Genomic DNA, 22443 nt, shown 5'->3' on the forward strand with positions numbered 1-22443 from the left:
GATATGAGATATGCAATGGTTATAGACACATTAAAATGTGTTGGTTGTAGCGACTGTGTTGTTGCTTGTCAAACTGAAAATGATGTACCAATTGGGTACTGTAGAGATTGGATTACCGAAGTTGTAAACGGTGCCTATCCTAATATTGAATTAGAATTAAAATCGGAACGATGTAACCATTGTGAAAATGCACCTTGTGTACGTTGTTGCCCAACTGGCGCAAGTCATCAATTAGATAATGGAATTGTACTTGTTACTGGCGATGAATGTATTGGTTGCGGTGCTTGTATAGAATCTTGTCCTTACGATGCTCGTTATCAACATCCAGATGGTTATGTAGATAAATGTACGTTTTGTCATCACAGATTAGAAAAAGGTCAGCTTCCTGCTTGCGTTTCTGTTTGTCCAACTAAATGTATGTATTTTGGTGATTTAGACAATCCAAACAGCGAAGTATCAGAATTATTAAAAAACAGAAAACATAAAACGTTGGCTCCAGAAGCAGGAACTAAACCTAATGTTTATTATTTAATTTAAAAATAGTAAAGTATGCAAGAAGAATTATTTACAAGTGGAAGAAATATTCCGAATATAGATCCTTCATTAGAAATATGGCATTGGCCAATATCAGTATATTTATTTTTAGGAGGTTTAGCTGCAGGTTTATTGTTTTTTGCAGGTTTAATAACAGTTTTAAAAAAGGATAAAGAATATCCTACAGCTGTTAAATATGCCTCAATTATATCACCAATTGCTTTAACATTAGGTTTATTAGCATTGTTTTATGACCTTACTCACAAATTTTATTTTTGGAGATTATACACAACTATAAGAATTGAATCTCCTATGAGTTGGGGAGCTTGGGTATTACTTATAATAACTCCAATATCATTTTTATGGGTGTTTAGTTATTATTCTGAAATTTTTCCAAAATGGGAATTGAAATTTGAATTTTTAAATAAATTTGAAAAATTCTTAAAGGATAATAGAGTAAATATGGCCTATGCATTAATTCCATTATCCATTATTTTAGGAGTTTATACTGGTATTTTACTATCTGCATTTAATGCTAGACCGTTATGGAACAATGCCATACTAGGTCCTTTATTTTTAGTTTCTGGTTTATCAACAGGCGCAGCAACCATTATACTTTTATCAAAAACTAAAAAGGAAATACACTTATTTAGTAAAATAGATTTAGCTTTAATTGTTTTAGAACTTGGTTTAATTGTACATATGTTAATGGGAATGTACGCTGGATCTGAAGTACAACTAGAGGCTATGCAACTATTAGTAGGTGGAGAGTTTACGTTAATGTTTTTTGGATTTGTAATTATACTTGGACTTATTGTTCCTGCAATTTTAGAATTAATTGAACTTATAGGTTATAAAGTTCCTGTAGCAGTACCAGCAATTTTAATTTTAATTGGTGGTTTAATTTTCCGATTTGTAATGGTTGAAGCAGGTCAAATAACTCGTTATTTATATTAAAATAAAAAAAATGAAGACAGAAAAACAAAAAAATAGTCATATGTATTGGAATCCATATTTTGGTGGATTTCTATTGGGAATTTTAATATTATTCACTTTTTATATGACTGGAAGAGGTTTAGGTGCTAGTGGCGCTATGAAAAGTAGTGTTGTAACAATAGTTGATACAGTAACTCATTCACACGCAGAAGCCAATGAATATTACAGCAAATTTATAAAAGACAATGAATCTCCAATGAACAATTGGCTTGTTTTTGAAACCTTAGGTGTATTAATTGGCGCTTTTATTTCTGGAGGATTATCTAATAGAATTGGTTGGAGAGTACAACATTCTCCAAAAATAACTAGAAAACGTAGATTAGTTTTTGCCTTAGGTGGAGGAATTCTTTTTGGTTTAGGTGCTCAGATAGCGCGCGGTTGTACAAGTGGTGCAGCGCTAAGCGGAATGGCAGTGCTTTCAACAGGTGGATTTATAACTATGCTAGGTATATTTGGTACTGGATATTTAGTTGCGTATTTCTTTAGAAAAAATTGGATTTAATAATTTAAAAATTAAAAATATATGGGACCTTTAATTCCAAATGGAGTAATTCCTTACGAATGGAGTAATATTATTGCAATTATTATTGGTATTGCTTTCGGATTTATATTAGAAGCCTCTGGTTTTTCATCATCAAGAAAATTAGCAGGAGTTTTTTACGGCTATGATTTTGCTGTGTTAAAAGTGTTTTTCACAGCTGCTTTGGTATCTTTAATAGGTATATTGTACATGGATTACCTAGGCTATTTAGATATGAGCGCATTATATGTTCATCCAACTTATTTATGGGGTGCAATTATTGGTGGTGCAATAATGGGAGTAGGATTTGTTGCTGGAGGATTTTGTCCAGGAACAGCACTAACATCTGTAGCCATTGGTAAAATAGATGCAATAATATATGTAGTAGGTATAATGGTTGGTGTATTTATTTTCTCTGAATTATTTACACTATTTCAACCAATTTACGAAGGTAGTTTTATGGGTAACATTACCCTAATGGATTCTTTAGGTGTAAACCGTTATTGGTTTGTATTCTTATTCACTGCCCTTGCAATTGTTATTTTCAAACTTTCTGATATGATTAGAAAAAGAACTAAAAAAATATTTTACTAATTAAAAAAATAACACAATGGTTAATAGAAAATTAGCAAAAGTTTCATCTTTTAGATATACAATTTTAGCAATAATATTTGTAATTCTTGCGGCAGGCTTAGTTTTACTACCAAAATATGTTAAACATGAAGGTATAGATCCTGCAGAATTGTTAAGTAAAGCTTCAAGTACTGAAAGATATATTTCCTCTGATGTTTTAGCAGATAAAATAATAAATCAAGATCCTTCATTTATTTTAATTGATGTTAGAAATGAAGCTGAATACGAAAAATATTCATTGCCAAACGCAATTAATATTCCATTAAAAAAATTATTAGATGAAGATTCTATTCCGTATTTAAACCAAAGTCAATACAGCGTAATTTTATATTCAAATGATAATATTTACGCAGATCAAGCTTGGGTTATATGCAATAGATTAAATTATAAAAATTTAAAAGTTTTAAAAGGAGGTTTAAATAATTGGTACAATACTATTATTAACCCACCTTCTCCAACGGAAAACATGACAAACCTAGACTATGAGTTATTTAACACAAGAAAAGCGGCAAGTATGTTTTTTGGTGTTGTATATCCAGAGCAGATTAAGGCCGATAAACCTATTGTTGTTAAAAAAGCTGCTCCTAAAAAAGTAATTACGGTTGAAAAGAAAAAGAAAAAACCTGCTGAAGGTGGTTGTTAATTTTTCAATTTTATAAACTATTTATTATGAAAGAATTAGAAAAAACTAAAAGAATATCAATAGCAGGAGTTATATCAATATTGGTTGTTTTAATTGCCGTATTATCGTACAAAAAACCAAAACATTTGTATGTTAATAACTCCAAAACAACCTTAGAAACAATCACTACCAATAATCATTTTGTTGCACTTGATGCTTTAAAAGGTAATGATGTAGTATTGGTTGATGTAAGAAACCAGTTTGAATTTGATAAAGGACATCTTGAAAATGCAATAAACATTTATACACCTGAAATTTTAAGTGATAAAAACACCAGTATTTTAAATAACTTAAAAAACAATAATAAAACAATTATTTTATATGGTACAACTACCAACGATGTAACTGTACCGTTTTTATTGTTAACCCAACTTGGATATTCAAATGTAAAAATGGCTACTATTAAAAATAGTTACTATCAAAATCAATTAATAACCATAAATGATACCATTGAAAAACCAATTGCAGATATTAAAGCTTTTATTGATGAATCTATTAAAAAAGCAGCTACAATTGAAAAACCAATACCAGTAAAAGTTGTTACTCCTAAAAAGGTAATAACTGTAGAAAAAAAGAAAAAGAAACCCGCAGAAGGCGGTTGTTAATTTAAAGTATTTTAAAGCTGTTTTATTTTTAAAACAGCTTTTTTTTTATACAACAATCAGCTTTTCAAATCCTTTTAAATTGTTTAAAAAAGTTTTTTTTTATTTACAAAAATTCAATAAAAAAACAACTCCACTTTTTTTCCCTTTTAAAATTTTCGTTTTTTTTCAAAAAAAACTTTATATAATTGATATACAGCTTTTTACATATGTAACTTAAGTAACTAAGCATACCTATTATATATAACATTTTACTGACAAAAATCATAAATTTCAAACGTTTTCGTAACTAATTTAGAGGTAACAATTATTGCAATCCAAAGCAATAATTGTTACCAAATATTAATTTAAAAAACAAACAGAATGAAAAAAACAACAGTATACTTATCGCTACTTTTTTTAGCTTTTTTAGCATTAAGCAGTTTTAAAAGTAACACACAACAAATAAATGATCCTACTGAATTTGAAAAATTAGTTCAATATTTAGAAGCCAACGGAAATTTCATAAACAGTGAAATGGCTCCAGCATTAATTTTAGCACCTGAAATTAAAGAAAATGTAAAAAACAAAAAATACTTAGTTTTAGATATTAGAAGCGAAGATTGGTATGCTTATGGCCACATTCAAAATGCTGTAAATGTTGAAGGACCAGAATTATTAAATTATTTTGAAACTAAAATTAAACCAGTAGAATATGATAAAATAACAATTGTTTGTTATTCAGGTCAATCTGCCGCCTATTATGCCGGATTATTGCGCTTGGCAGGCTACAACAATGTTTATAATTTAAAATGGGGAATGAGTTCTTGGGATGAAGAATTTGCCACTAACATATGGAAAAAAAATTCATCAGATGCTTTTGCCGATAAATTAGAAACTACTGCAAATCCATTACCTGAAAAAGGAGCTACTCCAACTATTACAACGGGGAAAATTGAAGGAAAAGATATTTTAAAAGCACGCCTAAAAGAAGCGTTTGCTAAACCATATAAAGATTTTATTGTAAAAGTAGAAACAGTATTTGAAAACCCAAGTGAATATTATACTGCTAACTATACAACGGAAGAAAAATACAATTTTGGACACGTACCTGGTGCTGTTAGATACCAACCTAGCTCTTCCTTAGCATCAACAACTAATTTATACACTTTACCTGTAGATAAAAAAATATTAGTTAGTTGCGATACAGGTCAATCAGCTGCATATGCCATAGCATATTTACAAGTTTTAGGATACGATGTTTATAACTTAGGTTACGGAGCTAATAGTTATATGAATAGTACTTTAAATGAAAAAGGCTGGAATGGATTTTCATCTAAAGAAATTCAAAAATTCCCTGTAGTAGAATAACAATGCCTTAGGGCTCAATTATAATAACCAAAACAAACATATTATGAAAAAATTAACCTTAATATTAATCGGATTATTTTTTATTCCAACACTTTTTTTAACATCTTGTGATAAAGGTGATGATACTTTAGTTGTTGCAACGCCTACAGAAACTATACTGGCAGATTATATGATTTCTGCAAACGCAGATTTAGACAAAATTTTATCGTCTCCAGATGGTGTAAGTTTTGTTGCAAGTGCTCCTGCAGATGCTGATTTAAATACCTTTTTAGACAAATATTATATTGTTGATATTAGAAGTTCAACAGATTTTGCAGCTGGTCATATTTCTGGAGCAAAAAATGTAACACTTTCAAATATATTAGCTGAAGGAACTTCTGCTGGAACAAAACCTGTTTTAGTAGTATGTTACACAGGTCAAACTGCTTGTTATGCAACAGCCTTAATGCGTCTTTATGGATTTAGTAATACTCAAGCTTTAAAATGGGGAATGTCTGGCTGGAACTCTACTACAGCTTCATCGTGGAATAACAACATAGGAAACATAGCAAGTTCAAGTTCAAATTGGTCTTATGCTTCTGCTCCTGCTAATGGAGTTTACACAAAACCAGCTTTATCTTCATTATCTACAGATGGCCAAACTATATTAAAAAGCCGTGTAGAAACAGTTTTAGCCGATGGTTTTAAAACAGCTAAAGGAAGTGATGTTTTAGCTGCTCCAGAGTCGTATTTCATCAATAATTACTTCTCTTCTGCAGATTACGGTGCTTTTGGACATATAGATGGTGCTGTAAGAATTAATCCATTAACAATTGCAGACAATAGCGTTTTAGGTATAGATCCTAGTGCTAAAGTTGTTACATACTGTTACACGGGTCAAACTTCAGCAGTTATAACCGCTTGGTTAAGAGTTTTAGGTTATGATGCTTATAGCTTAACATATGGTATGAACGGTTTGTACAATAGCAACAATGCTTGGACAACTAATAAATGGAGTGCCAGTGTTTCTAAAAGTTTACCACTTGTTCAATAACAATTAACCTCATCAAAGCCCTAAAAAATGTAAATACCATTTTTAACATTGTTTTACACATTAATAGGTAACAAAAGTTTTTAGGGCTTTTAATTTTAAAACTATACAATATGAAATCTAAAATAATATTATTATTCTCAGTTCTATTTACACTTTCATTTGGTACTTCATTTGCCCAAGGATGCGAAGGTGATGCACCTGCTAATGCAAGTGCTAGTGGTGTTCCTTCAACAAGTAGCACAACATTTTTTGGATATTTTCAACCTGAATACGATTCAAATTTTACCGATGATGAAACAAGTACTTTTAAATTTAAAAGAGCTCGTTTTGGAGTTCGTGGTAGAGTAAACAGAACATTTTCATACTACGCAATGGTTGAAACCAGTGACTTTATTTCTTCAGATGGAAATGTATATTTAATGGACGCCTTTATAACTTATGATAAATATGAGTGGGCAAAAGTTTCTGTTGGTTCATTTAAACAACCTTTTGGATTAGAAGTAAATACAGCTTGCCATAGTTTAACAACTATTGATAGAGCTACTGTTTCAGATCAATTAGTTTCTCCTCAAAGAGATTACGGATTAATGTTATTAGGTGGAACTTCTCAAACAAAATTCCGCTATGCGCTTGCTTTAATGAATGGTCGTGGTTTAGGAGTTGTTGATAACAATACTAAAAAAGATATTGTAGGTAGAGCTTCTTATAAAGTATTAGACTTTTTATCAATTGGTGGTAGCTTTAGATATGGTTATCCAAATAATAACGAAACCGATAGAACTACTTATGGTGCCGAAGTTGCAATAAATTATAACAAATTTAATGTTACTGGTGAATATATTTATGATGAAGGTGATTATAACAGAGCTGCCGGTGGTGGTTGTGGAGCAACTCCTTTAGAATTAGGAGAAAAAAGAGCTGGAGCTTATGTAATGGCATCTTATGACATTAATAAACAATGGCAACCAGTTTTTAAATATGAATATTTTGACCAAGATTTAGATATTAAAAAAATTGGTTACCAAGAAATGATGACTCTAGGTGTTAACTATTTCTTTAATGATAATACAAGATTACAAGTAAATTATCAAAACAAAATTGAAACTGCAACTACTGTAAATAATGATGCACTTTTAATGCAATTACAAGTGAAGTTTTAAACTATTTTAAATTAATATTTTCAACTAAAAAACTCCTGAGACAAATCAGGAGTTTTTTTATATAAATTTCTTAAATTTGTTATAATAACCATTCTAAAAATATGACTACAGATAAAGAATTTTTACGAGAAAAATTAAAAGATTATTATTCACTTATTTTTGAAAACGAACTTATTGAAGAAATTATAAATTGTGGCATTCATAGAACCATAAATCCCAACGAACTTTTATTGGATATTGGCGATAAAATGACTCATATTCCTTTAATTTTAAATGGTGCCGTAAAAATTATTAGAGAAGATACGAATGGCGAAGAAATAGCTTTATATTTTTTAGAAAAAGGAGATACGTGTGCCATTTCATTTATCAATTGTATAAATAGAACCAAAAGTATGTTTAGAGGTGTTACTGAAAAAGAAACCGAAGGTATTTTTATTCCAGTTGATAGAATTGAAGATTGGCTTGTAAAATATAAAAGCTGGAGACATTTTATTATAGATAGTTACCATTTGCGTTTAATTGAAATGGTAGAATCTATTGATAGCTTAGCTTTTATGAAATTAGATGATAGACTTCATAAATATTTAACCGATAAGGTTAAAATAATGAATACCAACACATTAATAATTACACATCAGGAAATTGCTAATGATATTCATACATCTCGCGTGGTAGTTTCTAGATTATTAAAAATACTTGAAAACGAAGGAAAAATTAAAATTAAACGAAATAGAATTATTATTGATCATATATAATTCTTAAATCTTTATTGTATTGCATAAGTCTACTTAAAAATTATATTTTCGTCATTCTGAAACAAATTCAAAATGACGTTTTTTACGCTTTTTAGTCAACCTATCTTTTTTAAAAATTCATTTTAATATTCAGTATAATTTAAGCACAAAAAATTAAGGATACAATTGTTAAAAAATAATATATTTGAGCTCCAAATAAATTACCAATAGCATCCATGGAATTTTTAAGCTTTGTATCTGATTATGGCTTTCTTAGCCTACTTTCATTGGCTATTTTTTCGTTTATTGCAGGTTTTATAGATTCAGTTGTTGGTGGAGGTGGCTTAATACAATTACCGGCTTTATTAATTAACTTGCCAAACACTAATATTCCTACTTTATTTGGAACCAATAAAATTGCAGCTTTAGCTGGTACAAGTATTTCGGCTGTTCAGTATTCAAAAAAAATAAAATTCAACTTTAAAGTACTATTTGTTATTGCCTTTTGGGCTGCTGTTGCATCCTATTTTGGTGCAAAAACCGTAAGCTACATAAATGTAAACACCCTAAAACCTTTAATTTTAGTAATTTTAATAGCCATTGCTATTTATACTTTTATCAAAAAAAACTTAGGAAACATACAAACTAAAAAATTATCGTTAAATAAAATGGTAATTTACGGCTCAATAATTGGCTTAATTATTGGTTTTTACGATGGTTTTTTTGGTCCGGGAACTGGTAGTTTTTTGGTATTAGCTTTTGTAGTTGTTTTTGGGTTTGAATTTGTAGAAGCATCTGCCTATTCTAAAGTAATTAACTGTGTTACCAATATTTTTGCATTGCTAGTTTTTATTAAAAACGGGGATTTTATAATTGAACTAGCCATTTTAATGGCAATTTGTAACATTACCGGCAACATAATTGGCACACGTTTAGCCCTAAAAAGGGGTAATCAATTTGTAAGAACAATTTTTTTAGTAATTGTTACTTTAATGATTGCTCGATATGCTTATGATATTTTCTTTAAATAATTGCTACTCCAATAATTTTAAATAATCATACTCAGTAATAATTGGAACTCCTAAACTTTCGGCTTTAGCTAACTTACTTGGTCCCATATTGTCTCCAGCAATTACATACGTGGTTTTTGATGAAATTGAACTTGCCACTTTTCCTCCATTATCTTCAATAGATTTTTTTAATTCGTTTCTATCAAAATGGGTAAAAACACCTGAAACTACAAATATTTTTCCTTGTAAAATTGTAGACGTATTTTGAAGTGATTCTGCAGAAACTTCTAACTGAACACCATAACTTTTTAAACGTTCTACTTGCTGAATATTTACCAAATTATTTGAAAAATCAATAACACTTTTAGCTATTCTCTCACCTATTTCATCTACCGTAATTAGTTCATCAAAAGACGCTTTCATTAAATTATCTATAGATTTAAAATGCTTTGCCAGCTTTTTAGCAACCGTTTCACCTACAAATCTTATTCCTAAAGCAAACAACACTTTTTCAAAAGGAATTTCTTTCGATTTTTCAATACCAACAATAATATTTTGAGCCGATTTTTCTGCCATTCTTTCCAAAGGAATAATTTGTTCTTCTTTTAATTCATACAAATCGGCATAATTTGCTATTAATCCTTCTTTAAACAATAATTCAATAGTTTCAGCGCCAATTCCATCAATATTCATAGCTTTTCTACTAATAAAATGTTGAATTCTACCAGTAATTTGGGTTGGACAACCATATTCATTTGGGCAATAATGTTTTGCATCTCCTTCAGTTCTTACCAATTTGGTATTACAATCTGGGCAATGTGTAATATAGTTGGTTGGAACAGAATTTAACGGACGTTTCTCCAAATCTACACCTACAACTTTTGGTATAATTTCGCCTCCTTTTTCAACAAAAACTGTATCTCCTACTCTAATATCTAACTTTTCTATTTGATCTGCATTATGTAATGATGCTCTTTTTACAGTGGTACCTGCAAGTTCCACTGGTTCTAAATTTGCAACTGGTGTAATTGCACCTGTTCTTCCAACCTGATACGTAATTTCATTTAAAATTGTACTTTCTTGCTCTGTTTTAAATTTATACGCAATTGCCCAACGAGGTGATTTTGCTGTATAACCTAACTCGTCTTGCTGTGCTAACAAATTTACTTTAACTACAACGCCATCAGTTTCATACGGTAAATCAAAACGTTTTGTATTCCATTTTTCAATAAATAAAAATACATCTTCCATAGATTTACACACTTTTATGGCATCGGGCACTTTAAATCCTAGTAATCGAGCTTTTTCAAGGGTTTCAAAATGAGTAGCAATTGGGTTTTTATCCGCTACAATATGATATAATAAACAATCTAAAGGTCGTTTAGCTACTTCTGCACTATCTTGTAATTTTAAACTTCCGCTAGCTGTATTTCTTGGATTTTTATAAGGCTCTTCACCAATGTCAATCCTTTCTTCATTCATTTTATTAAATCCGTCAAAAGGTAAAATTATTTCACCTCTAATTTCAAAATTCTCTAAAAATGGTTCTTTTAAAACCAGCGGAATAGATTTAATAGTTTTTATATTGGCCGTAACTTCATCTCCCTGAAATCCATCTCCTCGGGTAACAGCACTTACCAAAACACCATTTTGGTAACTTAAATTTATTGATGCTCCGTCGTATTTCAATTCACAGGTATAACTAATCTCTTCAGTACCAATTATTTTTTGAATTCGTTTTTCCCAATCTAACAAGTCTTCTTTTGAGTAAGAATTATCTAACGAGTACATCCTGTTTTTATGGGTAACCGTTACAAAATTTTTGGTAATTTCTCCTCCAACACGCTGTGTTGGCGAATTTGCATCAAAAAACTGTGGATTTTCAGTTTCCAATTTTTCCAATTCTTTTAATTTTAAATCAAAATCAAAATCGGAAATAGTAGGATTATCCAATACATAATAATTGTAATTATGTTGATTTAACTCTTCTCGTAATTCTAATATTTTTTGTTCAATTGTTAAAGGCATAGCTATAAATTCTGTGCTAAAAGTACTCATATTTTTTTTAAAACCTACATCAAAATATCCACTTTAGAACAAGACATAATTTTAGTTTTAATGTAACTTAAGTAACATTAAAAACTGACTTTTATCATCTTAAATTATATGTGACTAAAGTAACTTTACTGTAATGAGAATTTAATAAATTAAAGTTTATAATTCCCAATAATTACAACTAAACTATTAACAATGAAAAACTTACTTATTTTAGGAGCTGGAACCTCTGGCACAATGATGGCAAATCATTTAAGACATAAATTATATAAAGACCAATGGAAAATTACAATTGTAGATCAATTTAAAACCCATTACTATCAACCTGGATTTTTATTTCTACCTTTTGATATTTATACCGAAAATCAGGTAAAAAAAGTTGGTAAAAAGTTTATTCCTAAAGATGTAAATTATATTCAGAAGAAAATAGAACAAATTTTTCCAGAAGAAAATAAAGTTCAATTAGAAGATGAAACATTACATTATGATGTACTTATAATTGCAACAGGTTCTAAAATTGTTCCAGAAGAAACACCAGGTTTAGTAGGACCATTATGGAAAAAAGACATTTTTGATTTTTACACCTATGAAGGTTCATTGGCCTTACGAAATAAATTAAGAGATTGGGAAGGCGGTAAATTAGTTGTTCATATTACTGAAATGCCAATTAAATGTCCAGTTGCTCCTTTGGAATTTGCTTTTTTAGCCGATGATTATTTCCGCAAAAAAGGAATGAGAGATAAAGTTGAGATTACCTATGTTACACCACTTTCTGGAGCATTTACAAAACCTACTTGTACAACAGCTTTAAATTATCTTTTAAAAGAGAAAGGTATAAAAATTGAAATAGATTTTGCTATTGAAAGCGTTGATAATGATGCAAAAGAAATTGTAGATTATGCAGGTAGAAGGATTCCTTTTGATTTGCTGGTTTCTATACCAACCAATATGGGAGATAAAGTTATTGAAAAATCTGGTTTAGGAGACGATTTAAATTTTATACCAACGCATCATAATACATTACAATCTTTAGCGCACGAAAATATTTTTGTAATTGGTGATGCTACCAATGTTCCAGCATCAAAAGCAGGTTCAGTAGCACATTTTCAGGCTGAAACATTAACAGATAACATACTTTTATATATTGATGGATATCCTTTAAAAAATGAATTTGATGGACATGCAAACTGTTTTATTGAAACCGGTAATAACAAAGCTTTATTAATAGATTTTAACTATGTAACCGAACCAGTTCATGGTAATTTCCCTTTTGCAAAATTTGGTCCTTTAAAATTATTAAAAGAAAGTGTTTTAAACCATTGGGGAAAATTAGCTTTTAGATGGATTTATTGGAATATGCTTTTAAAGGGAATTCCAATACCATTTGTGCACAGAAATATGAGTTTTAAAGGAAAAATTTTTGATATAAAACCCGAAACCAAATAACCAAAAAATAACAATAAAAATAAATAATTATGCCAGTAAAAACTATAGCAGGAGTTCAAGTAAATGTTTCTGAAGACGGATACTTAGAAGATATGAATCAATGGAATGAAGCCATTGCAAAAGAAATTGCAAGTGAAATAGGAATTGAATTAACACCTAAACATTTTGAAGTTTTAAACTTTTTACGTGAAAAAACAATTGCTAAAGAAAACCTAACAATTAGAAGTGTTGGAAAATCAGGTATTGTTGACATTAAAGAGTTATATGCTTTATTTCCAAAAGGACCATTAAAATTTTCAGCAAAAATTGCTGGAATTCCAAAACCAACAAGTTGTATTTAAACTATTCAACTAGTGTTATTTATAAATAATTAAAATTTAAAAAAATGAGTACAGAAAAAAAACCTTTAAAGAAAGTTTGCTTAATTTGTGCCAAGGGAAGTTTAGAAGATGTTTATGCTAGTTTGGTAATGGCTAATGGAGCCGTAATGGAAGGTATAGAAACCAATGTGTTTTTTACATTTTTTGGTTTAGATGCTATTACTAAAAAAACAATGAATAATTTACATACAGCAACAACAGGAAATCCTGCAATGAGAATGCCTGGCGGACTACCTTTTCCAACAATGTTAGGTGGATTACCAGGTGTAGAATCGGCTGTTTCAAGTATGATGCGTAAACAAATGGAAGCGTTAGATATACCTCCAGTTGATGAATTTTTAGAAATGATTTCTGCTGGTGGAGGTAAAATTTATGCGTGCAAATTAGCTATAGATATGTTTAAATTAAAAAAAGAAGACCTATCTGATGAAGTAATTGATATTATTACCATTGGTCAATTTTATGAAATGTGTGATGGAGACAGAACCCAAATTATATTCACATAAAAACTTAAAAAGTATAATTTAAAAGCTAGCTAAAAAGTGCTTTTTAGCTAGCTTTTTTATTTTAATGCAAATGCTGTTAACTATAATAGTTTAGTTATTTAATATTTTAAATATAAAAAAGCCTTTCCAAAATTAGAAAGGCCTTTTTAACATCAAACAAACAAATTTTTTATCTAAAAATATATCTTTCTACTTCACCTTGTAAATTTACCATTTCAATACGCATTACTTCGTTAGATGATTTAGCTGAAATCATTTCATTTACATCATCAACAGTGTACACTTTTTTACCATTTATTTCAGTAATAACATATCCTTTTTTTACACCGTAGTTAAGCAATTCTTTATTTAATATATCAGAAATCTTAACGCCATTCCCAATTTTTAATTTCTTTAATTCCGCAGCATCTAAGTTTTTCAACTCTAAACCTAATGTAGAAACCTTACTAACTTCATTTTTTGTAAGTGTAACTTCCACTGTTCTTTCTTCATTATTACGTAAATAAGTTACATTTACCTTATCATTTGGTCTTTTAGTTCTTAAAAACCCTGATAAATCTGAAAAAGTAGAAATTTTATTTCCATCTAGCTTAATAATAATATCTTTTGCTTTTAAACCTGCCTTTGCGGCTCCAGATCCTTCAGAAACATCAGAAATATAAAACCCTTCAGTATTATCTAATTCTAAATTTTCTGCTAATTTACCATCCAATTCACCTCCAACAACTCCTAAAATTGCTCTTTGCACATTTCCAAACTCCATTAAATCTTCTATTACTTTTTTAGTAATATTAGATGGTACTGCAAAAGAATACCCAACAAAAGAACCTGTCATAGAAGAAATGGCAGTATTAATACCAATCAATTCTCCTCTGGTATTTACTAACGCTCCTCCACTATTCCCAGGGTTTACGGCCGCATCTGTCTGTATAAAAGAATCTACACTTCCGTTTCCATCTAAATCTCTTCCTTTTGCACTTACAATTCCAGCAGTTACCGTAGATGTTAAATTATAAGGATTTCCAACTGCTAAAACCCATTCACCAACTTTAATATGATCAGAGTCTCCAAAAGTTACATATGGTAAATCTTTAGCGTCAACTTTAATAAGTGCAATGTCGTTAGTTGGATCAGTACCAATAACTTTTGCCTTAAATTCCTTTTTATTATTTAAAACAACAACAATCTCAGTAGCATTATTTATTACGTGATTATTTGTTACAATATAACCATCAGAAGAAATAATTACACCACTTCCCGTTCCGGTTTGTGCAAATTGACGTGTTCCATTTCCTTGCCCGTAAAAAAATTCAGCAAACGGATCTTTTATAGTTTGAAGCATCGTATTTTTAACGTGTACCACAGAATTTAACGTTTTTTCAGCCGCTATGGTAAAATCTATATTTTCAGCTCCAGCAAAAACTGCATCGCTATAATTTGTGTTTACTGTTTTAGAATTTAAAGCTCCAGATTGTTCAAATACAACTTGAGGTTTTTCTAAAAATGTTTTATAAGCTCCTAAAGTTAAAGCGCCTCCTAAAGCTGAAAACAGCACAATACTCAATATTTTTTTCATCTTTAAAAATTTTTTAATTTATTAATCAACACTCAAAATTATACATTTATTTTATTCGAAAAATTGCTTTAACGCTTTATTAACGCTCATTTAACGCATTTTAACAAAACTAAATTTCCATTGTTTTAAAATCTTAAAAACAATAGATTATTTATTACATTTGCATCAATGAAATTACATTTTTATAAATATCAGGGCACAGGAAACGACTTTATTATGGTAGATAATAGAAGTCTATTTTTTCCTAAAAAAGATGTTCAATTAATTGAAAAATTGTGCAATAGACGTTTTGGAATTGGTGCTGACGGGCTTATTTTATTAGAACCATCTAAACAACAAGATTTTACAATGGTATATTACAATGCCGATGGAAATGAAGGAAGTATGTGTGGTAATGGTGGCAGATGTTTAGTTGCTTTTGCAAAACAATTAGGCGTTATAGAAAATGAAACAACTTTTGATGCTGTTGATGGATTACATTACGCTAGTATTGAAAATGAAATTGTTAGTTTAAAAATGATTGATGTTTCTGAAATTTTAGAAGAAAAAACGCATTCTTTTTTAAATACTGGATCACCACATCATGTTACTTTTTGCAATACTGTTTCAACAATAAATGTAAAAGAAGAAGGCGCTAAAATTAGATATGGAGCACCCTATTTTAAAACAGGATCTAATGTTAATTTTGTTGAAGTTTTAAATGATCAATCGTTTAAAGTGCGAACTTATGAACGTGGTGTTGAAGATGAAACGTTGGCTTGTGGAACTGGTGTTACTGCCGTAGCAATTGCTGCACACAAAGCAAATAAAACTACTAAAAACAATATTAAAATAGAAGTTTTAGGTGGTAACTTAGAAGTGTCCTTTAAAAACGAAGGAACAAATTATACCAATGTATTTTTAAAAGGACCTGCACAATTTGTTTTTGAAGGAGATATTGATATATAATGGCTAACCTAATTGGTAAACATATTATTTTAAGAGCATTAGAGCCTGAAGATCTCGATTTTTTGTATACTACAGAAAATAATGAGCGCTTTTGGGAAATAAGTAGTACGCAAGTTCCTTTTTCTAAATATTTATTAAAACAATACATAACTAATGCGCATCAGGATATTTACGAAGCAAAACAATATAGATTTGTAATTTGTAATTCAGAAAATATTCAGGTTGGTATGATTGATTTGTTCGATTTTAATCCACAACATAACAGAGTTGGTATTGGAATTTTAATTTTACCTGAATTTGAAAATAAAGGATTTGCAGCTGAAGGATTAGAGTTAACAATAGATTATGCTTTTCAATATTTAAATGTTCACCAAATATTTGCAAATATTACTTCCGAAAACACAAAAAGCATTGCATTATTTGAAAAATTTAATTTCAAATTAACAGGTAATAAAAAAGATTGGATTTACTCAAAACAACAATATAAAGACGAATTATTATATCAATTAATAAAATAAAACATATGAAATTAAAAAAACTTTTTTTACTAATAATTGGCCTATTATTTATTTTAGGAGTTGTTTTAGGTTATAATTTTTACAATAAAATATACAAACCAAACACCATAAAAGAAGGTTTTTTATACATTCCAACAAATAGCGATTATGCTACTGTAGAAAATTTAATACGTCCGTATTTAAAAAGAGTTAACACTTTTAATTTTATTGCTAATTTAAAAGGATACCCAAACTCCATAAAACCAGGTAAATACAAAATTACCGAAGGAATGAGTAACAATAAACTAGTTAATATTTTAAGAAACGGTAAACAAACACCTGTTAAATTATCATTTAACAACCAAGATAGTTTTGAAAAATTAGCTGGAAGAATTGCACAACAAATTGAAGCTGATTCAATTTCATTAGTAGCAGCTTTTCAAGATTCCACTTTTTTAAAAGAAAACGGTTTTAACAAAAGAACTGCTTTAGGAATGTACATACCTAATACGTATGAATTTTACTGGAATACGTCTCCAAATTTATTTAGAAGTAAAATGAAAGATGAGTATAATAGATTTTGGAATGATGATCGATTAGGAAAAGCAAAAAAACTAAATTTATCTCAAAACGAAGTTATTACCTTAGCTTCTATTGTTCAAAAAGAAACTGCAACGGTTAGCGAGCGTCCAATGGTTGCAAAATTGTATTTAAATCGCATACAAAATCAATGGCCTTTACAAGCCGATCCAACTATAATTTTTGCAGTAAAAGAAAAATTAGGAAGTGATATTGTTATAAAAAGAGTTTTAACTAAAGACTTAGAAATTGATTCGCCATACAACACTTATAAAAATTTAGGTTTACCTCCTGGCCCAATTGCAATGCCAGATATTTCTTCAATTAACGCAGTATTAAATCCTGCAAATCATGATTACTTTTTTATGTGTGCAAGCATTACAAAAATAGGAACACATGAGTTTGCAAAAACATTGGCTCAACACAACCAATATGCGGCAAAATACCAAGTTTGGCTATCGCAACAAGGTATTAACCGATAATAAAAAACAAGCTAAACCTTTGATTTAGTTACATTTAACACATGTATTTTAACAGTAATTTTCGTTAAAAAAGTGCCAAAAAAGTGTTTTTTTACCCAAAAAAATTGGTGGTTAAAAAATTAAATATATCTTTGCCCGAAATTTAAAAGCCTCAAAACCTTTAAATTATGAAAAAAACAATACTAATATTAAGTTGTTTGGCACTTGTAATATTTGTCTCAAGTTTTACAAAAAATAAAAACAACTACAGCAAAAACAGTATTACAGCGGAAGTTGTAAGTACTGTTCCTACTGAAGAAGAAAGTATTTTCTTAGAGTATGATAACATTCCTTTTGTAGGGAAAATGTACAACGGATTTAGAGAAGCAGTTGCTTTTAAAGAATCTCAAGGTCAGTATGACATTGTTAACTCTTTGGGTTATTTAGGAAAATACCAATTTGGAAGAAGCACCTTAGAAAGGTTCAACATTTACGACACTCATAGATTTTTAAACACGCCACAATTACAAGAACAAGCATTTTTAGCGCTGTGTTCTTTAAATAAATGGATTTTAAGAAAAGATATTGAGAGAACCGTAGGAAAGAAAATTGACGGAATAAAAATTACGGAATCAGGAATTTTGGCTGCAGCTCACCTAGCAGGTGCAGGAAATGTTAAAAAGTTTTTAAGAAGTAATGGTAATTTTTACTTTTCTGATGCTTTTGGTACCTCTGTAAGAAATTATTTAAAACAATTTTCTGGGTATGATGTTTCATTTATTGAAGCAGATAAAAAACCAATTATAAAACATTAAATTTAAAACTATCACTAAAAAAAGGCTAAAACAATTGTTTTAGCCTTTTTTTAGTTTCTATGAATTATAAAAATTGCAGGTCTTTTATGTAAATCTGGATTTTCAAATTTCCAATCTTTAATACTTAAAGTTTTAATATATTCGGTAGGTAACGTAACATCACAAGCAACACACAATTTAGTTGATGGATGTAAAATTGATTTTAAATCTTGTAAAAACTTATCATTTCTGTAAGGAGTTTCTATAAAAATTTGAGACTGATCTTTTTCTAATGATATTTTTTCTAAATTTTTTAACGCTGATTTCTTTTCAGAAGTATCAATTGGTAAATACCCATTAAATGCAAAATTTTGTCCGTTAAAACCTGAAGCCATCATGGCAAGAATTATAGAAGACGGACCAACCAACGGAACAACACGAATTCCCTTTTCATGAGCAAGTTTTACAATATCTGCCCCTGGATCTGCAATTGCAGGAACACCAGCTTCAGATAATAAACCCACAGAAATTCCTTTTTCACAAGCATCTAAATAGGTTGCAACTTCAACAGGATCAGCATATTTATCTAATTTAAAGAGTTTTAAAGAAGGTTGCAGTTTTTCTGGTGTAATTACTTTTATAAATTTTCTTGCAGTTTTTTCATTTTCAACAATAAAATAATCCAATGTTTCAATAGTTCTTTTTACTGTAATTGGCAATACATCCATAGGATCACATTCTCCTAAAGTTGTTGGAATTAAATATAAAGAACCTTTTAAATTAGACATTCGGATTTATTTTTTTTGCAATTATTTCACAAGCTTCATCTAGCATTTTATACACATTTTTAAACCCAAAATCACCTCCGTAATATGGATCTGGAACATCTAAATTTTCGCCAGGAAAAACTTCATTTAAAATAAGTTTAACTTTCTCTTTATCTTGCTCATTTCTAGCTAAGGAAATAATATTGTTATAGTTAGAATTGTCCATAGCATAAATTAAATCGAAATTATCAAAATCTTCTACAGTAAACTTTCTAGCTCTTTGGTCCGTAATATCAATTCCGTTTATACTACCTATAGCTATAGAACGTGGATCTGGTAATTTTCCAATATGGTATGCTCCGGTTCCAGCAGAATCAACAAAAGTTTTAAAATTATATACTTTAGATTTTAAAATACCTTCTGCTAATGGTGAACGGCAAATATTACCTAAACAAACCATTAATATTTTAGTCATGAAATTTATTTAAAAAGTAAGCTTCTTTGTAATGTCTTCAACATATTTCTTAAACTGCTTGTCGGTTTCTGTTAAATTATCAACAGTTTTACAAGCGTGAAGCACAGTTGCGTGATCTCTTTTTCCTATTTGAGAACCAATACTTGCCAATGAGGCTTTGGTCATTCTTTTAGCAAAATACATTGCTAATTGACGTGCTTGTACAATATGACGTTTTCTTGTTTTAGATTGTAAAGTGGCAACATCAAGCTCAAAATAATTAGAAACAATTTTTTGAATATATTCTATAGATACTTCGCGTTTTGTGTTTTTTACAAACTTATCAACAATTTGTTTTGCTAAAACTAACGTAAATTCTTTTCTATTAAAAGAAGCTTGTGCAATCATTGAGATTAATACACCTTCTAATTCACGTACGTTAGATTTTATGTGTTTAGCTATATATTCCACTATTTCGTCGGGCATTTCAACACCATCACGATATAATTTATTTTGCAAAATTAACACACGAGTCTCATAATCTGGAGATTGCAACTCTGCTGATAATCCCCATTTAAAACGAGATAATAAACGTTGTTCAATATCCTGCATATCTACAGGTGCTTTATCTGATGTTAAAATAACCTGTTTTCCATTTTGGTGTAAATGGTTAAAAATATGGAAAAATACATCTTGAGTTCCTGTTTTACCAGATAAAAATTGAACATCATCAATAATTAATACATCAATCATTTGATAAAAATGTATAAAATCTATGCGTGTATTTCCTTTAACAGAATCTATATATTGTTGTGTAAATTTTTCAGATGAAATATATAAAACTGTTTTATCTGGATATTTATCTTTTATTTCAACACCAATTGCGTGTGCAATATGGGTTTTTCCTAAACCAACACCTCCGTAAATTAACAATGGATTAAAAGATGTACCTCCAGGTTTATTGGCAACTGCCATACCTGCAGAACGAGCTAGCCTGTTTGAATCTCCTTCAACAAAACTTTCAAAATTGTAATTTGGATTTAATTGAGATTCTATTTTAACTTTCTGAATTCCAGGAATAATAAACGGATTTTTTAATTCTCGCTTATTTAAATCCATTGGTACTGTAACTCCTTGAGGAACAATTGGATTACGATTTGAACTTGGAAACTTTACAGTGTGCGGATTATTGCTACTGTAACTATTTTCCATTCTAACATCATAAATTAACTTGGCATCTTCACCTAATTGTTTTAACAATGCTACCCTTAACAATTTAATATAATGTTCTTCTAACCATTCATAAAAAAACTTACTAGGCACCTGAATTGTTAAAGCCTCACCTGATAATTTTATTGGTTTAATCGGCTCAAACCAAGTTTTATAAGCTTGTGGTTTAATATTATCTTGTATAAAAGATAGGCATTCCTTCCAAACTGATGAAGCAGTTTTAGTCATTGTTAATTGAAATCGTATTTAAATGTTTATTTTAGCCGATAGTTTAGAGCAATCTCTAAACCTTTTTTTGGTACCACAAAAATGTGAATATTTTTCATCATAAAAAAATAAAATACCTATTGATTTTTAACTTTTTTTTACGTAACATCATCTTTAAAAAAATTCAAAATGCTATCAAATATAATTAAAATTAGAGTAAGATATAGCGAAACTGATCAAATGAGTTTTGTTTATCATGGAAACTATGCCCAATACTTTGAAATGGGACGAACAGAATGGCTCCGTGAATTGGGAATAACCTATAAAAATATGGAGGAATCTGGTATTATGTTACCTGTAATTAGTCTAAATATAAATTTCTTAAAACCTGCAAAATATGATGATTTACTTTCTTTAAGAACAATTTTGGTTAAAAAACCTACTGCAAAAATTGAATTTAACTATGAGATTAGAAATGAAGACAACGAATTGTTAACAACTGCAAATTCCACATTGGTTTTTGTAAACATGAAAACCAACAGACCAATGAGAATTCCAATTTCTATTTTAGAAAAAATTGAGAAACTTATGGAGTAATTTCTTTAATTTTTAAACAACGTAAATCTTCAAAAGATTTTTGGACTACAGAAGCGTATTTTTTTCTGATTGAAATTAAAAATTCACAATTTAATTCCATTTTCTGATGTAGAATTTCAATGTTATGTTCTTTTACAATCCGCATCACTTTATTCATATCTATATATTCAAAATTTAGTTTAAAATGTACGTCAATTGTTTTTTCAATTATGTTAGCTTCTTCTAATATTAATTTTGCTGCTGTTTTATAGGCGCTTATTAAGCCGCCAACACCTAATTTTGTCCCTCCAAAATAACGTACAACTACTACTAAAACATTGGTAATCTCTTTTGATAAAATTTGTCCATAAATTGGCTGACCTGCAGAATTATTAGGTTCACCATCATCATTTGCTCTATATTGAATTTCACCAACACCAATTTGCCATGCATAACACCAATGACGTGCGGAATGATGTTTTTTCTTTAACTCTTCTAAATGAATTTTAGCTTCATCTTCAGAGGTTATAGGAAATGCATAACTAATAAATTTACTGCCTTTTTCTTTAAACAAAGCATCTCCAACAGCGGTTTTAATAGTATTATAGGTGTCGTTCTCTAAAATTTCTGAATCCATTTCAATGGCAAATATATCAAATCCATTTTTTATTAATTCAATTTGAAAATGAATATATTTGATTATCAAAAATCCA

25 protein-coding genes are annotated in these 22443 nt (G+C 29.4%); 19 read left to right on the plus strand and 6 right to left on the minus strand.

From position 1 onward, the window contains the following. The 11 genes from ABY298_RS04560 to ABY298_RS04610 form a co-directional block, all read left to right on the plus strand. Nucleotides 1–537: 4Fe-4S dicluster domain-containing protein (locus tag ABY298_RS04560; protein ID WP_372744825.1), on the plus strand; the 537-nt coding region annotated here is incomplete at its 5' end. A 12-nt stretch (nucleotides 538–549) separates the two neighbouring features. Continuing rightward, nucleotides 550–1491 (plus strand): NrfD/PsrC family molybdoenzyme membrane anchor subunit, encoded by a 942-nt coding sequence (nrfD, locus tag ABY298_RS04565; protein WP_372744826.1) that lies wholly within the window; start codon nucleotides 550–552, stop codon nucleotides 1489–1491. Nucleotides 1492–1501: 10 nt separating this feature from the next. Continuing rightward, nucleotides 1502–2032 (plus strand): YeeE/YedE thiosulfate transporter family protein, encoded by a 531-nt coding sequence (locus ABY298_RS04570; protein WP_372744827.1) that lies wholly within the window; start codon nucleotides 1502–1504, stop codon nucleotides 2030–2032. Nucleotides 2033–2053: 21 nt separating this feature from the next. Continuing rightward, nucleotides 2054–2644, plus strand: a complete 591-nt coding sequence (locus ABY298_RS04575) for a DUF6691 family protein (protein WP_372744828.1) — start codon at nucleotides 2054–2056, stop codon at nucleotides 2642–2644. 16 nt (nucleotides 2645–2660) lie between these two features. Further along, nucleotides 2661–3326: a rhodanese-like domain-containing protein gene (locus tag ABY298_RS04580; protein WP_372744829.1), complete on the plus strand. Its 666-nt coding sequence runs from the start codon at nucleotides 2661–2663 to the stop codon at nucleotides 3324–3326. 26 nt (nucleotides 3327–3352) lie between these two features. Further along, on the plus strand, nucleotides 3353–3970 hold the full coding sequence (locus ABY298_RS04585) for a rhodanese-like domain-containing protein (RefSeq protein ID WP_372744830.1): 618 nt from the start codon (nucleotides 3353–3355) through the stop codon (nucleotides 3968–3970). A gap of 360 nt (nucleotides 3971–4330) precedes the next feature. Then, nucleotides 4331–5317: a rhodanese-like domain-containing protein gene (locus ABY298_RS04590; protein WP_372744831.1), complete on the plus strand. Its 987-nt coding sequence runs from the start codon at nucleotides 4331–4333 to the stop codon at nucleotides 5315–5317. A gap of 43 nt (nucleotides 5318–5360) precedes the next feature. Next, a complete protein-coding gene (locus tag ABY298_RS04595; protein ID WP_372744832.1) occupies nucleotides 5361–6350 on the plus strand; it encodes a rhodanese-like domain-containing protein in 990 nt (329 codons plus the stop codon). Nucleotides 6351–6460: 110 nt separating this feature from the next. Continuing rightward, complete coding sequence (locus ABY298_RS04600) at nucleotides 6461–7510, plus strand: porin (protein WP_372744833.1); 1050 nt, start codon at nucleotides 6461–6463, stop codon at nucleotides 7508–7510. 101 nt (nucleotides 7511–7611) lie between these two features. After that, on the plus strand, nucleotides 7612–8265 hold the full coding sequence (locus tag ABY298_RS04605; protein WP_372744834.1) for a Crp/Fnr family transcriptional regulator: 654 nt from the start codon (nucleotides 7612–7614) through the stop codon (nucleotides 8263–8265). Between the two features lie 215 nt (nucleotides 8266–8480). Beyond that, nucleotides 8481–9275, plus strand: a complete 795-nt coding sequence (locus ABY298_RS04610) for a sulfite exporter TauE/SafE family protein (protein WP_372744835.1) — start codon at nucleotides 8481–8483, stop codon at nucleotides 9273–9275. Nucleotides 9276–9278: 3 nt separating this feature from the next. Here ABY298_RS04610 and ligA read toward each other — a convergent pair whose 3' ends face one another. Beyond that, nucleotides 9279–11312 (minus strand): NAD-dependent DNA ligase LigA, encoded by a 2034-nt coding sequence (gene ligA, locus ABY298_RS04615; protein ID WP_372744836.1) that lies wholly within the window; start codon nucleotides 11310–11312, stop codon nucleotides 9279–9281. A 192-nt stretch (nucleotides 11313–11504) separates the two neighbouring features. Here ligA and ABY298_RS04620 point away from each other — a divergent pair, with 192 nt between their 5' ends. From ABY298_RS04620 to ABY298_RS04630, 3 genes are read left to right on the plus strand one after another with little or no spacing between them, the layout of a single operon-like run. Continuing rightward, complete coding sequence (locus ABY298_RS04620) at nucleotides 11505–12755, plus strand: NAD(P)/FAD-dependent oxidoreductase (protein WP_372744837.1); 1251 nt, start codon at nucleotides 11505–11507, stop codon at nucleotides 12753–12755. 29 nt (nucleotides 12756–12784) lie between these two features. Next, on the plus strand, nucleotides 12785–13096 hold the full coding sequence (locus ABY298_RS04625; RefSeq protein WP_372744838.1) for a TusE/DsrC/DsvC family sulfur relay protein: 312 nt from the start codon (nucleotides 12785–12787) through the stop codon (nucleotides 13094–13096). A 44-nt stretch (nucleotides 13097–13140) separates the two neighbouring features. After that, nucleotides 13141–13641, plus strand: a complete 501-nt coding sequence (locus ABY298_RS04630; RefSeq protein ID WP_372744839.1) for a DsrE/DsrF/DrsH-like family protein — start codon at nucleotides 13141–13143, stop codon at nucleotides 13639–13641. Nucleotides 13642–13810: 169 nt separating this feature from the next. On the opposite strand, the gene ABY298_RS04635 is transcribed toward ABY298_RS04630, so the two are convergent. Beyond that, nucleotides 13811–15217, minus strand: coding sequence for a Do family serine endopeptidase (locus tag ABY298_RS04635; RefSeq protein WP_372744840.1), 1407 nt, complete (start codon nucleotides 15215–15217; stop codon nucleotides 13811–13813). Nucleotides 15218–15385: 168 nt separating this feature from the next. Here ABY298_RS04635 and dapF point away from each other — a divergent pair, with 168 nt between their 5' ends. The 4 genes from dapF to ABY298_RS04655 all read left to right on the plus strand — a co-directional run bounded on the left by dapF (nucleotide 15386) and on the right by ABY298_RS04655 (nucleotide 18517). Continuing rightward, nucleotides 15386–16165 carry a diaminopimelate epimerase gene (gene dapF, locus ABY298_RS04640; RefSeq protein WP_372744841.1) on the plus strand — a complete coding sequence of 260 codons (780 nt, stop codon included), beginning with the start codon at nucleotides 15386–15388 and terminating at the stop codon, nucleotides 16163–16165. Then, complete coding sequence (locus tag ABY298_RS04645; protein ID WP_372744842.1) at nucleotides 16165–16683, plus strand: GNAT family N-acetyltransferase; 519 nt, start codon at nucleotides 16165–16167, stop codon at nucleotides 16681–16683. The genes dapF and ABY298_RS04645 overlap by 1 nt, the downstream gene beginning before the upstream one ends. Before the next feature lie 5 nt (nucleotides 16684–16688). Continuing rightward, entirely contained in the window at nucleotides 16689–17723 is a 1035-nt protein-coding gene (gene mltG, locus ABY298_RS04650) for an endolytic transglycosylase MltG (RefSeq protein WP_372744843.1), read from the plus strand. Nucleotides 17724–17890: 167 nt separating this feature from the next. After that, nucleotides 17891–18517 (plus strand): peptidoglycan-binding protein LysM, encoded by a 627-nt coding sequence (locus ABY298_RS04655; protein ID WP_372744844.1) that lies wholly within the window; start codon nucleotides 17891–17893, stop codon nucleotides 18515–18517. A 50-nt stretch (nucleotides 18518–18567) separates the two neighbouring features. Here ABY298_RS04655 and ABY298_RS04660 read toward each other — a convergent pair whose 3' ends face one another. The 3 genes from ABY298_RS04660 to dnaA are packed head-to-tail and all read right to left on the minus strand — an operon-like array spanning nucleotide 18568 to nucleotide 21175. Then, the gene (locus tag ABY298_RS04660; RefSeq protein WP_372744845.1) at nucleotides 18568–19284 is read right to left on the minus strand and encodes an SAM-dependent methyltransferase; all 717 of its coding nucleotides are present in this window, start codon (nucleotides 19282–19284) and stop codon (nucleotides 18568–18570) included. Next, nucleotides 19277–19738 carry a low molecular weight protein-tyrosine-phosphatase gene (locus ABY298_RS04665; RefSeq protein ID WP_372744846.1) on the minus strand — a complete coding sequence of 154 codons (462 nt, stop codon included), beginning with the start codon at nucleotides 19736–19738 and terminating at the stop codon, nucleotides 19277–19279. The genes ABY298_RS04660 and ABY298_RS04665 overlap by 8 nt, the downstream gene beginning before the upstream one ends. 9 nt (nucleotides 19739–19747) lie before the next feature. Next, nucleotides 19748–21175, minus strand: coding sequence for a chromosomal replication initiator protein DnaA (dnaA, locus tag ABY298_RS04670; RefSeq protein WP_372744847.1), 1428 nt, complete (start codon nucleotides 21173–21175; stop codon nucleotides 19748–19750). 168 nt (nucleotides 21176–21343) lie between these two features. Here dnaA and ABY298_RS04675 point away from each other — a divergent pair, with 168 nt between their 5' ends. Then, entirely contained in the window at nucleotides 21344–21751 is a 408-nt protein-coding gene (locus ABY298_RS04675) for an acyl-CoA thioesterase (RefSeq protein WP_372744848.1), read from the plus strand. Here the strand turns inward: ABY298_RS04675 and ABY298_RS04680 are convergent. Beyond that, a complete protein-coding gene (locus ABY298_RS04680; RefSeq protein ID WP_372744849.1) occupies nucleotides 21741–22367 on the minus strand; it encodes a YigZ family protein in 627 nt (208 codons plus the stop codon). The two genes, ABY298_RS04675 and ABY298_RS04680, sit on opposite strands and share 11 nt — an antisense overlap. Nucleotides 22368–22443 lie beyond the last annotated feature (76 nt).

This window comes from Lutibacter sp. (assembly GCF_041596795.1).
Taxonomy (GTDB): domain Bacteria; phylum Bacteroidota; class Bacteroidia; order Flavobacteriales; family Flavobacteriaceae; genus Lutibacter.